Origin of the sequence: Solibaculum intestinale (assembly GCF_040096205.1) — a bacterium.
GTDB classification, from domain to species: Bacteria; Bacillota; Clostridia; order Oscillospirales; family Acutalibacteraceae; genus Solibaculum_A; species Solibaculum_A intestinale.
The window spans coordinates 65,041-79,540 of the sequence record NZ_JBBMFD010000002.1; the positions used below are offsets into that span (position 1 = coordinate 65,041).

Consider the following 14,500-nt stretch of genomic DNA (forward strand, 5'->3'; position numbering starts at 1 on the left):
GGTTAAGCCCCCTTTCCGACTTTCCACTGGGCGGAGGTCTGGTACTGGGCCCACATCTGGGCGTACAGCCCCTTTTGAGCGAGCAGCTGTGTATGGCCGCCGTGTTCCTCAATCCGCCCGTTCTTGAGCACGAAAATTTCATCCGCCGTCACCACGGTAGACAGCCGATGGGCAATCATGATGACGGTCTTGCCCTTGCAAAGCGCGGCAAAAGCGGCCTGCACCTTGCTTTCGTTATCCGGATCGGCAAAGGCCGTAGCTTCGTCCAGAATTAGGATGGGCGCGTTTTTGAGCATCACCCGGGCGATAGCGATGCGCTGCTGTTCGCCGCCGGAGAGGTAGACCCCCTTGGTGCCGATGACCGTGTCGATCCCCTGAGGCAGCTTTTTGAGAATGTCTTCGCACTGGGCCGCCCTCAGAGCGCCCAGCACTTCCTCCCGGCTGGCATCCGGTTTGCCCAGACGCACGTTTTCCAGAATGGAGGCTTTGAGCAGGCGGCTGTCCTGAAAGACGAAGGCCACCGTGTCCATCAGTTCCTTTTTGGGTATCCGGCGCACATCTACGCCGCCGATCTGCACCGCGCCGCTTTGCACGTCGAAGAAGCGGGAGATGACGCTGGCGAGCGTCGTTTTGCCCCCGCCCGAAGGACCGACCAGGGCCACCGTACGTCCCGGTTCGATGCGAAGGGAAAGGTCCCTCAGCGCGTCCTTACCGCCGCCGTAGGAGAAACGCACGTTTTTGAGCTCCACCGAAGCATCTTTGGGATGAGCCGGCCGGTCGGTCTCCGGCAGGGGCTTCCTTTCCAACACGCTGTCGATGCGCTGGAGAGCATCGGTGACGATCATCCCATTTTCACTCATGAACATGATGCGGGTCAGGGTCAGGGAAATGACCGGGGTGATGATGATGTAAAAGAGAAGGTTGAGCAGAAACGTGCTCGTGACCCCGTCCTGGGCAAAGAAGAGCCCCGCCGCAATCAAAAACGCAAAGACGCTGTTGATCGCCGTGGTATAAATCAGCATGGGCATACGCAGGGTTTTGGTATAGGAGATGACCCAGGTTTCATAATTGTCGATGGCGTCCTTAAATCGCTTGAAGGAGAAAATGGTCTGGCCGAAGGTCTTGACCACGGGGATACCCCGGATGTACTCCACCGCTTCGTTGGACATGTTGTCCAGCGCGTTTTGGTACTCCTTCATCTTCTGTTGCATCCGGGAGCCGGTCATGCGCATCATGATCAAGAAAGCCAGCACCACCGGGACCAAACTCAAAAGGCCAAGCCGCCAGTCGAACACAAACAGCAATACCAGAAGCCCGATGGGGGTGGCGATGGCTCCTGCCTTGTCAGGCAGCTGGTGGGCCAGATAGGTTTCCGTCGCCGCGCTTGATTCGTTGACGATTTTGCGCATTTTGCCGCTTCCGAAGGAATCCATGAACCCCAGCGGCAGCGTGACAATATGGTGCATGGCGTGGCTGCGGATGTTCGACGCGATGCGAAACGCCCCCAGATGGGAGCACATCAGTCCCGCCACATACACAAGCAGGGACAGTGCGGCAAACAAGACCGCCATCCAGCCGTTGTGGGCCAGGTTCTGCGCCGCGTCGAAATTCGGGGCCACCGCCAGCACTTCCTCAATCAGCTTCCAGATGTAGAGAAAGGGCAGCAGGGCCATCAGGGCGCTGACCGCCGACAAAATCCAGGAAGCGATGGTCAGATACCGGTGGGCTCCCGCGTAGGACAGCAGCCGGGACAGATTGGACGGTTTCTTCAAAAAAATCTCCTCCTTATATGCGTGATGGTTAGTGTAAACTAACCTTATGCCAAAAATGATGGAGCTTTACAGCCCCATGATTTTTTGCCATCCGGCGGTGTAGAATTCCCGCAGCTCTTTGACATACCGGGTTGCCTGCTGCTGGGGCATATCATGGACGACCATCTCAAAGAAAGCGGAGAACATGCCGCTGACGAGGATATGTTCCAGCTGTGGATCAATCTCCCTGGCAGTATGCCCTAGGCTTTGCAGAACGGATACAAACCGGTGGGTGCCCTCCACCTCGATCTCCACCATCGTGTGAATAAAGTGCTCGTATTTCGTTCCTTCGGAACTGCACAAAAGCAGTTTGAAGGCATCGAAATGGGCGTAAATGTAGCCTACCATCCAGTCCATGCAGTCTCCGGAGATTTCTCCCATCTGTTCGGGCTGCTCTTCAGGGGGAAGGCTTGCAAAGGCGTTCTGCGCCTGAGTGAATTTCGCCATGAGCACTTGATAGGGTTCGGCCACCAGTGCATCGAACAGGTCTTCCTTGCTTTTGTAATAACCGTAGAAAGCGCCGGTGGTAACGCCGGCTTCCTTTACGATGTTTCGCAGGGAAGCAGAGAGATACCCTTTCAAAAGGAACTCTTTCTTTCCGGCGTCCAGAATCTGCTGGTGCGTGGATGCCTCTTTTTCCTGCAAAGGACCGCCTCCGATATAACGATGTTATATAACGCTGTTACAGCGTAACGCACGCAACATGATTTGTCAAGTGAAATTGGTTTCATTTTAAAAAAAGTTTGGGATTATGCTGCAAACGCAAGAGCGATCGCCTGCTTCAGTGAAAAAGTAAAACAAACGCACCTCACAATAGAAGGATTGTTTCAAAGTAAGATTTCTGTATTCCAATGTTTTCCGGTTATTCAAGGTGATTCATGCTGACTCGGCAATAAGCTACAACCCAAAGTTTTTCTTTCTTATGAGAGAAAATAGTCGCTTTTGGTGTCATAGAAAAGCCCCCCATGCCAAACGTATAGCATGGGGGCACCTTTCTGTCGGGGTTGTGCTACAAAAAGATACTCAACTCTCAGCGCGAGCTCTTCACTCCGAACAAAAGAAAAGAGTCCGAACGCGAATTGCGTCCAGACTTAGTCTGGGTTTACGCTACAAAATAGATACCCGTTGAAAACGCGGGCAAAAACAAAACGGCTCCCCACAAACGTGAGGAGCGCGATTTGCGTGCAGGCTCAGCCTGCTGGTGCCGGTGGCCGGACTCGAACCGGCACGCTGTCGCCAGCGGTGGATTTTGAGTCCACTACGTCTGCCAATTCCATCACACCGGCTGATGCATTGGCTATTATACTATACCTGCCAAGGAAAAGCAAGCCTTAAGTTTACACCCCGGAAGATGATTCTGACGAAGGGCTGCTCTCCGGCTCAGAAGGAGCGGGAGGCGTTTGACTGGACTGGGGCGGCGGCTCCTGGCTTTGGACCCGTACCCGGATGGAAGCGGTCAGCCCGTTTTCCGTGCGAGCCGTAATGACGGTTTCCCCGGCGGCGATTCCCGTAATCCGCCCGTCTGCGCCCACCGTCGCCGCTGCGGGATTACTGGAAGTATAGGTAACGGACTGGGAAGCGTTTGAAGGGGAAACGGAAGCAGAAATGGCGCGAATGGTACCGGTATTCATCAGATAGATGCGAATACCGCCGCTGTCCACCCAGGAGCTGAACGCACCGGTGTTCAGGGAGACGCTCTGCGCTGGTACGGTGTTTTCCCGGATGGTGACCACGTACTGGGCTCTTCTGCCGCCGTCGTTTGCGGTAAAGGTGATGACGGCCCGCCCGGCCGCCAGCGCCTGGAAAGAGCCGTCGCCGTTATTTTGAAGCAGGCGAGCGTTGGACACTTTCCATTCCCCGGTCTGGTCGGTGGCATCTTGCGGCGTAAACACCGGCGTCAGCCGGAAAGAATCGCCGACGGTAAATTCGTTTTTCTCCGCCGTCAACTCCACCCGCTCCACGGCAACCGGCTCCACCGGGACCGAAACGGTGAACTGCGCTTTGACATCCAGGCCCTCCAGTTCCACGGTGATGGTGGCGTCCCCGCCCACAGCGGTCAAAACCCCGTCCTCCGAAACCGACACAGCGCTGGGATTGCTGGAGGAATACAGCACCTTTCTTCCATAATATTCATCCACCGCCCTCGACCACAGCTCGCTTTCTTCTTCCATGGTCAGCGTAATGCCGGTGGGAGCGCCTTGCTCGGCCAGATAGGCGTTGATCTCGCCGAACGGCACCCCCCGCTCGAAGGAATGGTTCAATTGCAGGGTTTCGCCCGGCTCCATGGCGGATGGGGCGTTTGAAAGGGTCAGGACAGCGGGGAGGATATACACCCCCTTGGTGTTCCACGAAACCGATTCGCCCCCGAACAGGTTTTGGCTCACCTGCTGGAATTTGATCATGGAATATCCGGCTTTGCGCCCGAGAACGGTGGCCTGGATGTTATAGCTGCGTAGGATTTCCAGTTTATCATCGTATACGCTCCATATATTCTCGGTGCTTTTCTCGTTGGCGCTTTTGACGGCGATGGTGGACTTATCCCCCACATACATGACCGCCGGCTCTTCACTGAGCAGGACGCCGGCGGAACCTGCGCACCCTCCGCCGCTTACATAAGCCTCGCCGTCCACCCATCCGTCGGACAGTGCCCCGATGACGCAGGGAAAAAGGACAAGCAACGAGAACAAGAGCCCACAAAATAAAAGCAGCGTTTTTTTCTTCATAATGGTTTTATCATTCCTTTGCGGCGGGAAATAGAGCCCGCTTGATGTGATCACGGCTTCGCCGCTTTCTAAGCAAAAAGCCCAGAGCGGCGGCAAAGACAACCGCGGCGATTTGCTGGGAAGGAGAAAGGGGGAGGAAGGGCAGCAACACGCCCCGGTCGTCCCCTCGTAGAAATTCTAGAAAAAAGCGCATGCATGCATACAACAGCAGATACCAAGCCATCCGGTGGTCCCGGATTTTCCATTGCAGCAGGCAGGATATCAAAAGCAGCCCTGCTATCTCCGCTTCCCGAACGGGAAACCGGTCCATCGTAAGCCCGAACAGAGAAAAGGACCAAGGAACCCCGTAGCAGCAGCCTTCCGCGATGCAGCCGATCCGGGCGACGGCGTGGAACAAGGGAAGGGCGGGCGCAGAGGAGTAAAGAGCCGGCGCGCGGGGAACGCGCAGCGCGGACAGGGCGGCGACGAAAAAGAGGAGATAACTGAGCAGGCCGAAATAGAAGGTGTACCCGGCTGCAAAAAAACGCGTCCAGAAGGGCAAAGACCATACACTTGGGAACAGCAGCCAGTTGCCCAGGTTCGCGCATAGGGCGGCCGGGAAGAAGCACAAGCCGCCGCTGAGAACCACCCGGGTCTGCTGCTTTGCATCCAGGGAGGTATGGCGAAGGTTATGCGCAGTTAAAAGCACAGCGGCGACCATCCCCCCCGCTGCGAACAGAAGATAGGGGGAAACGCTTTGCCAGAAAGCCAAGAGAGACCTCCTTACTGAAAACAAAATCCACGGAAACTGACCAAGAGAAAGACGTTTCACGGCCGATGAAGCAAACATACGAGGCCGGAAATGCCCCCGACGGGCCGAAGCGTTCCTGCTGTACCGTCCGGTTTCGGCCAAAACGGTAAAACAGAAAATCCTAACCTATATTGTACCATTTTTCTGCCATTACGCAAGTAAAAAATCAGGGTGTTTCCCATCCGCGAAGAGGGAAGCCCTGTTCATCCGGGAAAAAATATGGTATACTACCTTTTAATTTTCACCGGACCGGCCGGTCCGGGATGGATATGGGCAGAGGCACTTTTTTCGGCCGGCCCAGCAAAATCGTTTGAAATTCGGGTTCTGGAGAAAGAAGCGCCCGCGTCTATTTCGTTTCAAGCTCAGACAGAAAGGCAGGGAAAGATCCGTGGAGCAAGCCCTTCCCAAATCCCGCATTCATCTGATTGATGAAATCCGGGGCTTTTGCATTTTAGCGATGATTTTCCACCACGCGGCGTACGACGTGGTGGAGGTGTTCGGCGACAAAAACGGCCTGCCCTTTTTGCAGTTCTGCGAGGCAGTGCGGCTGCCCTTCGTATTTGCCTTTATCCTAATTTCCGGGCTTGCTTGCCGCCTGTCCCATTCGAACGCCCTGCGCGGAGCAAAGCTTGCGGTCATCGCCCTGCTGCTGACGGCGTTTACCGCGATTTTTATGCCCGGACAGATCATCTTGTTCGGCATTCTGCATATGCTGGCGGCGGGAATGCTGCTTTTCGCCCTTATGCGGCCGGTTCTCGATAAATGTAAGCCTTGGGCGGGGATCGCCGTCTGCCTGCTCCTCTTTCTGCTGACCTATCGGATGCAGGAAGGGTTTGTGGGAATCCCTTATCTGCTGGAAATCCCCCTTCCCGAAAGCCTTACAAAGATGGAATGGCTCTTTCCCTTTGGCATCGTGGGCGAGCATTTTTATTCCGCCGACTATTTCCCCTTGTTCCCCTGGCTCTTTTTGTTCCTGCTGGGCTCCTTTATCGGGGTATGGGCCAAGGAAGGAAAGTTTCCCAAATGGATGTACCCCACCCGGGTGCCCTTCCTTTCCTTTGTGGGGAAATACACCCTCTGGGTCTACATCGCCCACCAACCGGTGGTGTACGGCATTCTCTATGTGTTTTACCAGTGGATTCTTCCGGCGATTTCGTAAAAGTGAGGTACCTGCATGGACATTCTGCAAACCCTATCCGAACAATTGCACATCAAACCCACCCAGGTCAAACGCGCCGTTGAGCTGATGGACGAGGGGAATACCATTCCCTTCATCGCCCGCTACCGCAAGGAGCAGACCGGGTCTTTGGACGACCAGACCCTGCGGGAGCTTTCCGAGCGCCTTGCCTACCTGCGCAGCCTGCAAAAGCGCAAGGAGGAGGTAGCTGCCTCCATTGAGGGGCAGGGAAAATGGAGCGAAGAACTGGCTGCCGCCCTGGAAAAAGCGGAGACCTTGGCAGAAGTGGACGACCTCTACCGGCCTTACCGGCCCAAACGGCGCACCCGCGCGTCGGTGGCCAAGGAAAAGGGGCTCGAACCCCTGGCTGAGCAGATTTTCGCCCAAGAGCGGCAGGGGGCGGATCCTGTAGTGCTGGCGGCTGCGTTTGTAGACGAGGAAAAGGGCGTGGCCGGCGCAGAGGAGGCGCTGCAAGGAGCGATGGACATCATCGCCGAGCGCATTTCCGACGACGCGGACCTTCGCAAACGGCTGCGTACGGTGCTGATGGCCCACGGCAGCCTTGCCTCTAAGGCCGCCAAGGAGGAAGACAGTGTCTATTCCATGTATTACGATTACAAGGAACCGCTTTCAAAAATCCCGGGCCACCGGGTGCTGGCCATCGACCGGGGGGAACGGGAAGAATTTTTGAAGGTGTCGGTGGAGTTTGAAACCAGCCGGGCTATGCAGATCATCGAGCGGGCCTTTGTCAAGGAAGGATCCCCTTGTACCGAGACGGTGCGGGCCGCGGCGGCGGACGGGTACGGCCGCTTGATTTTTCCCGCTTTGGAGCGGGAAGCGCGCAGCACTCTCACCGAGCGGGCCGCCGACGCGGCCATCCGGGTCTTCGCGGTCAATCTGCGGCAGCTGCTCATGCAGCCGCCGGTGCGGGGAAAGGTGGCTATGGGGCTAGACCCCGCCTACCGTACCGGCTGCAAGACGGCGGTGGTGGATGAAACCGGCCGGGTGCTGGACACAGCGGTGATCTATCCTACCCCGCCTCACAATAAGATCGAGGAAGCAAAGCGGGTGCTGACCCGGCTGATCGAGAAGCATGGGGTCCAGGTCATCGCCATCGGAAACGGCACTGCTTCGAGAGAGACCGAAGCCTTTGCCGCCGAGCTGATCCGGGAGCTTAACCGGGGGTTGTCCTACATGGTGGTCAGTGAGGCGGGCGCTTCGGTCTATTCCGCCTCCAAGCTAGCGGCCCAGGAGTTTCCCCAGTTCGACGTGTCCCTTCGAAGCGCCGTGTCCATCGCCAGACGGCTGCAGGACCCGCTGGCGGAGCTTGTGAAAATCGACCCGAAGGCCATCGGCGTGGGCCAGTACCAGCACGACATGCCCAAAGCGAAGCTGGACGAAGCCCTGTCCGGCGTGGTGGAAGCCTGCGTCAACTCCGTAGGGGTGGATTTGAACACCGCGTCCCCGTCGCTGTTGTCCTATGTAGCGGGCGTGAACGCCACGGTGGCCAAGAACATCGTCCTCTACCGGGAGGAAAACGGGGCTTTCACCCTGCGCTCCCAGCTGAAGAAGGTGCCGAAACTGGGGCCGAAGGCCTTCGAGCAGTGCGCGGGCTTCCTGCGGGTGATGGGCGGCAAGAACGTGCTGGATGAAACGGGCGTGCATCCAGAAAGCTACGAGGCGGCGAAGAAGCTATTAGAGCTTTGCGGGTATTCCCTGGCGGACGCGGCCAAAGGAGCGTTAACGGGGCTTTCCGGGAAGCTGGAGGAAATCGGGGAAGAGGCCGCCGCCGAACAAGTCGGCGTGGGCGTGCCCACTTTGCGCGACATCGTCCGGGAACTGCAAAAGCCCGGGCGGGACCCGCGCGACGAGCTGCCGCCTCCGCTCTTGCGCACCGATGTGCTGGAAATGAAGGACCTGAAAACAGGGATGGAGCTGACCGGCACGGTGCGAAACGTCATCGATTTCGGTGCTTTTGTGGACATCGGGGTACATCAGGACGGCCTGGTGCACATTTCCCAGATTGTAGACCGCTTTATCCGCCACCCTTCCGAGGTGCTCAAAGTCGGGGATATCGTCACGGTCTGGGTGCTGGGTGTGGACATGGCGAAAAAGCGCATTTCCCTGACCATGAAAAAGCCAAAGGACGCGCCGCAGTCTGAAACCGAGAGGCTGTGAGCATCCTGCACAAGGGAAGAGGGGAAGAAAGGGCCGATTCCCGTTTACTCTTTCTCCTTTTAAAAAGAAAGGGACTGTGGTACAATAAGAGTAGGCTTTTTTCGGCCCAAAGGGCCGGATGAACAACTTCGACTGAAAAAAGGAGCGATGCAGCAATGGCACTGGCAATGGAAATCCGTCAGCCGTCCAATTCCAAGGACGCGAAGCATTACGACACCGACCGTCTGCGTGAGGAATTTTTGATTGAGGAAATCTTTGTTCCCGGTGAAATCCGCCGGATTTACAGCCATATCGACCGGATTATCACCATGGGCTACACCCCCACGGACAAGCCTCTGGAGCTGGGTGAGGGTCTTAACACCATGACAAACCTTGGCACCGACTTTTTCCTGGAGCGCCGTGAGCTTGGCGTCATCAACATCGGCGGCAAGGGTGCGATCACCGCGGACGGCAAAAAGTACGTCCTCAATCCGAGAGACGGCCTGTATGTAGGCATGGGTGCAAAGGAAGTGGTGTTCGAGAGCGACGATAAGAACGCTCCGGCCAAGTTCTACACCCTCTCCGCCCCGGCGCACACCACCTATCCCACCGTGCACATCGACATCACCAAGGCCCGCAAGGTCCCCTGCGGCGACGTAGAGCACGCCAACAAGCGCGTCATCAACCAGTACATTCATCCGGAAGTCATGAAGAGCTGCCAGCTCACCATGGGCCTGACCCAGCTGGAAGAGGGCAGCGTGTGGAACACCATGCCCTGCCACACCCATGAGCGCCGCATGGAAGTGTACCTGTATCTGGACATTCCGGAGAATCAGGTGGTGTTCCATCTGATGGGCGAGCCCACCGAGCTGCGCACCATCGTCATGCGCAACGAGCAGGCGGTGATTTCTCCGAGCTGGTCCATCCATTCTGGTGTGGGCACCCATGCATATTCCTTCATCTGGGGTATGGTGGGCGAGAACCAGACCTTTGACGACATGGACCACTGCGACATGAACGCCATCAAATAAGGAAGAACCCTTCTGAGCGAACAAAGCCTCCGGGAACCATTGGTTCCCAGAGGCTTTTTGCTTCACGTGAGAAACTGGGCAGAAGAAAAGCGACGCGGCGCTGAGAACAGGTCGCCCCTGTTATAACAGTTCGCTGTCCGCTTTGGCCTTGAGGCGTGCCCACCGCCGGTCCACTTCCTCTTGGATGCTTTCCACCACCGGGGCGTACACGTCCTTTTTTAAGTGCTTGGTGCGCCCCATCATGGAAAGCCAGTCGATCACCGGGATTTTCTTGCCCTTCGCTTCCGGGTCGTAGCTCAATGCCGTCACCCCGTTTTCGATTTCGTAAAGCGGGAAATAACAGCAGTCCACCGCCGCGCCGATCACCTTGCGCTCCAGGTTGGGCCGGTCGCTCCAGTTTAAGGGGCAGGCGGACAGGGCCTTGAGATAGACCATGCCGTATTCGTCGGCGTACTTCTGCGCCTTGGCCGCTTTTTTGATAAAGTCGGCGGGGTTCGATTCCGCCACCGTGGCCACATAGGGGATGTTGGTGGCGGCCATGATTTGCGGCGTGTCCTTGTGGAAGAACGGTTTGCCGTACTGGTATTTGCCCACATGGGAGGTGGAGCTTTTGGCCCCCTTGGGGGTGGAGTAGGAAAGCTGATAGCCGGTGTTCATATACCCGCCGTTGTCGTATTCCATCAAAATCAGGTTGCTGCCCCGCAGGGCCGTGCCGATGGCCGAGCCCATGCCGATGTCCATACCCCCGTCGCCGCTGATCATGAGAAAGGTGATCTTGCCCTTGGGCATTTCTCCGCGCTTTTGCCGCTGGTGGAACATTTCCACCAGCCCCGACAGGGTAGCGGCCCCGTTCTGGAAAAGATTGTGCACATAGGGGACCTTGAAGGAGGTTTTCGGATAGGCGGTGGTCACCACCATGCCACACCCGGTCTGGAACAAAAGCACCACGTTTCCTTCGATGCCCCGCAGAAGAAGGTTTACGTTGACCGGAATGCCGCAGCCGGGGCAGGCCCCGTGCCCGGGCGCTAGGCGCTTGGGCATCCGGGTGGACTCGCTTACAAGCCCGCCCTTGACCACCATTTTCCCGGTCTCCTCGTTTCGCTCGCACCGGGTCAGTCCCAAAGAAGCGTCCTTTTCGGTGACGGGGTGAAAATAGGGCTTGACTTTAAGGCTTTCGTCGCCTGGATAGATGTTCAGATAGCCGAAGGCGGGGGCGTCCTGGGAGAACCCTGCGTCCAGCAGCTCCTTGGCGTCCTCCATATAAAAGTCCCGTCCGCCCAGGCCGTAGATGCGGCTTAACACCCGCGCCGTGCTCCCGGCCGACTGTAAGGCCGCTTTGAGCTCTAAAGTCAGGTTGCCGCCGCCGGCGCCGTAGCTGTCCTGCCGGTCGCCCACCACGACGGTTTTGGCGTTTCGGCACAGCGCGGCAAGCTCTTTTGCCGGAAAGGGACGCAGGACATGGGTGGTGACGACGCCGCAGGCTTTCCCTTCCTTGCGGTAGTCGTCCACCGCTTCCTTGGCAGTGTGGAAGCTGGAGCCTAGCAGCACCAGCAGCACATCGGCATCCTCTGCTTTGTAAGCGTCGGTGTCCCCGTATTCCCGGCCGGTCAGTTCCCCAAACTCGTCAAACACCTGCCCGATGACGTCCCGCGCTTCCTCCATGGCCTCATGAAGCTGGAACTTGTTGTTCATCAGATCCGGCTCGTTCATATAAGAACCGATGGACACCGGATGCTCCGGGTCCAGAGCCGTGTAGGCCGGGTGGTATTCGCCCAAAAAGCGTTGCACGTCGCTGTCCTTCTGGAACACTTCGCACCGGCGCTTCTGGTGGGAGGTAAAGAACCCGTCAAAGGCCACGATCACCGGCAGCTTTACCGCTTCGGCGATTTTCAGCGCGCACAGGTTAAAGTCGTACACCGCCTGAGGGGAGTTGGCGAAGAGAATGATCCAGCCGGTGTTTAAGGCGTACATGATGTCGCTGTGGTCCCCTTTGATGTCCAAGGGGCCGGACACCGTGCGGCAGGCCACGTTTAATACCATCGGGAACCGGGTTCCCGACTGGACCGGCAGCTGCTCCAAGGCGTAGAGCAGGCCGTTTGCACTGGTGGCGTTGAACACCCGGCCCCCGCCGGTGGACGCGCCGTAGCAGATGCCCGCCGCGGAATGCTCCCCTTCCGCCGCCAGCAGGGAAATGTCGTGGGCCCCTTCCGACTTTAATAGGTCCAGATGCTCGGCAATCTGGGTGGAAGGGGTGATGGGATAGTAGCCCATCACATGGTAATTGATCTGTTTGGCGGCGTAGGCCGCCAGCTCGTTTCCGCTCTCAAAGAGCACGCTTTGTTCCACTCTCATACCAAACCTCCGTCCACTCGTTTTTCGTCCAGATACGCCTCGCTGGTAATCCAGGAGTTGGGCCCCGCCGCCTCAAAGTCGATGTGCTCGGCGATCAGATCCTTGTTGCGCACGAAATACTTCTTCTCCGGGTGCTCCCGCTCCTTGCCCGCCACCAGGGCGCCTGTGGGACAGACCGCCACGCACCGCAAGCAACCCTTGCAGTGGTGGTAGTCGAGCCCCGTGTTCACCATGGCCTTGCGGCCCTTGTACTCGCCTTCCTTAAACTGGAACACCATGTCCGGGCAGGTGGTGTCGCACAAGCCGCAATTGATGCACTTTTCCGGCAGAAAGAGGGGAATATATCCCTCCCGGCTGGCGGACAGGTCGTTGGACACGGTGCTGCCGATGTGGGGATTCACTCCGCCGATGGGCGCGTTTTCATAGCCCCAGCGGGTGCGGGCCTCCCTGTAGGGGACTTCGTTGAACTTGCCGTCCGGCTCAAACCGTTTGCTGACGACTTCGTGATAACCCCGCTTGACCCCTTCCAGGTTGGCAGAGAGCAAATCGGGGTACTTTTTGCCCACCGTGTCCTCCACCAACTTGAGAACCGGCTCTAAGGGAATGAAGCCCGAGGCCTTCGCCAGAGCGCCCAGCATCACCATGTTGATGCGGGTCTTGCTTTCCATGGCGATGGTCTGCCCGTCGACGCAGAAAAGCTCCCCGGCCGCCAGCTTCAGCTGCTCGCGCGCTTCATCCGGGGAAAGGCCGGTGTTGATGACCACCTTGGCGCGTTCGTCCACCCCGGCGGTCACCGGGTGCTTGCCCGCCATGGCCTCGTGAAAAAGGCCCAGCAGGTGGGGCGTTTCCACAGGGCTGTTGATGCGCAGGTCCTTGTCCGGTGCGCACCAGCGGATATACGCTTTGACCGGGGAACCCCGCTTTTCCGAGCCGTAGCTGGAAAAGCTGGCGGAATTGAGCCCCAGGTAAATGGCTCCCAGCTCGCCTAACAGCTTGCCGCACAAGTTGGCCCCTAAGCCCCCGATGCTTTCCAGGCGTATTTCATAATAGCCGGCGTCATTTTGAACCGGCAGCTTGATCGCTTCCATCATGCGAAAAACCTCCCTTTCCCCGGGGCGTAAAAGGTCCCCGCGTACACGGCGGACTCGCCCAGCAGCTGCTCGATGCGAAGCAGGCGGTTATACTTGCAGACCCGGTCGGTGCGCGCTGGCGCGCCGGTTTTGATCTGCCCGGCGTTTAACGCCACCGCCAGGTCGGCGATGGAGGTGTCCTCCGTTTCGCCCGAGCGGTGGGAGAGGATGGCGCCGTAGCCGTTTCGCTTGGCAAGGCGTACGGCTTCCATAGTTTGAGACAGGGTTCCAATCTGGTTGGGCTTGACTAAAATGGCGTTGGCGCTTTGCCCGTCGATTCCCTTTTGCAGCCGCTTGGGGTTGGTCACAAACAGGTCGTCTCCCACGATCTGCACCGTTTTGCCCAGCCGCCGGGTGATCTGAGAAAACCCGTCGAAATCCTCTTCGGAGAGCGGGTCCTCGATGGAGAGGATGGGGTAGAGGCCGCACAGGCGCTCAAAATAGTCCATCAGCGCCGCCTTTGAAATGGATTCCCCTTTTTTCGGGAACCGGTAGCCGTCTTTTTCGAACCACTCGCTGGCCGCCGCGTCCATGGCGATGCCGATGTCCTGCCCCGGCCGGTAGCCCGCCTTTTCGATGGCTTCCACCAAAAGCTTCAGGGCGGTTTCGTCGCTGTCCAAATTGGGTGCAAAGCCCCCTTCGTCTCCAACGGTGGTGGAAAGCCCCCGTTCCTTTAAGGTTTTGCCCAGCTGCACGTAGGTTTCCACTCCCATCTGCATAGCCTGCCGGAAGCTTTTCGCGCCCACGGGCATAATCATGAACTCCTGAATGTCCACGTTGTTGCTGGCATGAGCCCCGCCGTTTAAAATGTTCATCATGGGGACCGGCAGGGTTACGCCGTTTACGCCGCCCAAATACCGGTAGAATTCCAGCCCTTTTGCCTTAGCCGCCGCCTTCGCGCAGGCTAAAGATACCGCCAGAATGGCGTTGGCTCCCAGGGCGGACTTGTTTTCCGTGCCGTCGGCCACCTGCATGGCCTTGTCCACCCCGAAGGGGCAGCAAGCGGGCTTTCCTTTGAGGGCGTCGTTTAACAGGGTGTTGACGTTGTTGACCGCTTTGTATACCCCTTTGCCGCTGAACTCCTTTTCGCAGTCGCGCAGCTCGCAGGCCTCAAACATGCCCGTGGACGCACCGGAAGGGACACTTGCCGCAGCACAGGTGCCGTCGGACAGGGTGACGCATGCCTCCACCGTAGGCGTGCCGCGGGAATCAAAAATCTGCCGGCCGCAGACCTTTTGGATGGTAAGAGAATCCATGTTATCACGCTCTTTTCCTCATTTGTTACCGTTATTTTGGGACAAAAAGAGGAATTTTATGTGTCCCACTTTT

10 protein-coding genes and 1 tRNA gene are annotated in these 14,500 nt (G+C 57.8%); 3 read left to right on the plus strand and 8 right to left on the minus strand.

Going from position 1 to position 14,500, the window contains the following annotated elements; translation table 11 throughout:
• Positions 1-2: 2 nt before the first annotated feature.
• The 5 genes from WMO26_RS02500 to WMO26_RS02520 all read right to left on the minus strand — a co-directional run bounded on the left by WMO26_RS02500 (position 3) and on the right by WMO26_RS02520 (position 5,285).
• Positions 3-1,772 carry an ABC transporter ATP-binding protein gene (locus tag WMO26_RS02500; RefSeq protein ID WP_349217956.1) on the minus strand — a complete coding sequence of 590 codons (1,770 nt, stop codon included), beginning with the start codon at positions 1,770-1,772 and terminating at the stop codon, positions 3-5.
• A 66-nt stretch (positions 1,773-1,838) separates the two neighbouring features.
• Positions 1,839-2,456 (minus strand): TetR/AcrR family transcriptional regulator, encoded by a 618-nt coding sequence (locus tag WMO26_RS02505; protein ID WP_349217957.1) that lies wholly within the window; start codon positions 2,454-2,456, stop codon positions 1,839-1,841.
• Between the two features lie 554 nt (positions 2,457-3,010).
• Positions 3,011-3,097, minus strand: a tRNA-Leu gene (locus WMO26_RS02510).
• 51 nt (positions 3,098-3,148) lie between these two features.
• A complete protein-coding gene (locus tag WMO26_RS02515) occupies positions 3,149-4,534 on the minus strand; it encodes an Ig-like domain-containing protein (protein WP_349217958.1) in 1,386 nt (461 codons plus the stop codon).
• 10 nt (positions 4,535-4,544) lie between these two features.
• Positions 4,545-5,285 carry a prolipoprotein diacylglyceryl transferase family protein gene (locus WMO26_RS02520; protein WP_349217959.1) on the minus strand — a complete coding sequence of 247 codons (741 nt, stop codon included), beginning with the start codon at positions 5,283-5,285 and terminating at the stop codon, positions 4,545-4,547.
• Between the two features lie 427 nt (positions 5,286-5,712).
• Between WMO26_RS02520 and WMO26_RS02525 the strand changes: the two genes are divergently transcribed.
• The 3 genes from WMO26_RS02525 (at position 5,713) to kduI (ending at position 9,689) form a co-directional block, all read left to right on the plus strand.
• Positions 5,713-6,483 carry a heparan-alpha-glucosaminide N-acetyltransferase domain-containing protein gene (locus tag WMO26_RS02525; RefSeq protein ID WP_349217960.1) on the plus strand — a complete coding sequence of 257 codons (771 nt, stop codon included), beginning with the start codon at positions 5,713-5,715 and terminating at the stop codon, positions 6,481-6,483.
• 15 nt (positions 6,484-6,498) lie between these two features.
• Positions 6,499-8,679 carry a Tex family protein gene (locus tag WMO26_RS02530; protein WP_349217961.1) on the plus strand — a complete coding sequence of 727 codons (2,181 nt, stop codon included), beginning with the start codon at positions 6,499-6,501 and terminating at the stop codon, positions 8,677-8,679.
• A gap of 167 nt (positions 8,680-8,846) precedes the next feature.
• Positions 8,847-9,689 (plus strand): 5-dehydro-4-deoxy-D-glucuronate isomerase, encoded by an 843-nt coding sequence (gene kduI, locus WMO26_RS02535; protein ID WP_435431542.1) that lies wholly within the window; start codon positions 8,847-8,849, stop codon positions 9,687-9,689.
• A gap of 120 nt (positions 9,690-9,809) precedes the next feature.
• On the opposite strand, the gene WMO26_RS02540 is transcribed toward kduI, so the two are convergent.
• The 3 genes from WMO26_RS02540 to eno are packed head-to-tail and all read right to left on the minus strand — an operon-like array spanning position 9,810 to position 14,427.
• Entirely contained in the window at positions 9,810-12,041 is a 2,232-nt protein-coding gene (locus WMO26_RS02540; protein ID WP_349217962.1) for a thiamine pyrophosphate-dependent enzyme, read from the minus strand.
• A complete protein-coding gene (locus WMO26_RS02545; protein WP_349217963.1) occupies positions 12,038-13,132 on the minus strand; it encodes a 2-oxoacid:acceptor oxidoreductase family protein in 1,095 nt (364 codons plus the stop codon). The genes WMO26_RS02540 and WMO26_RS02545 overlap by 4 nt, the downstream gene beginning before the upstream one ends.
• Positions 13,129-14,427 (minus strand): phosphopyruvate hydratase, encoded by a 1,299-nt coding sequence (gene eno, locus WMO26_RS02550; RefSeq protein ID WP_349217964.1) that lies wholly within the window; start codon positions 14,425-14,427, stop codon positions 13,129-13,131. The genes WMO26_RS02545 and eno overlap by 4 nt, the downstream gene beginning before the upstream one ends.
• Positions 14,428-14,500 lie beyond the last annotated feature (73 nt).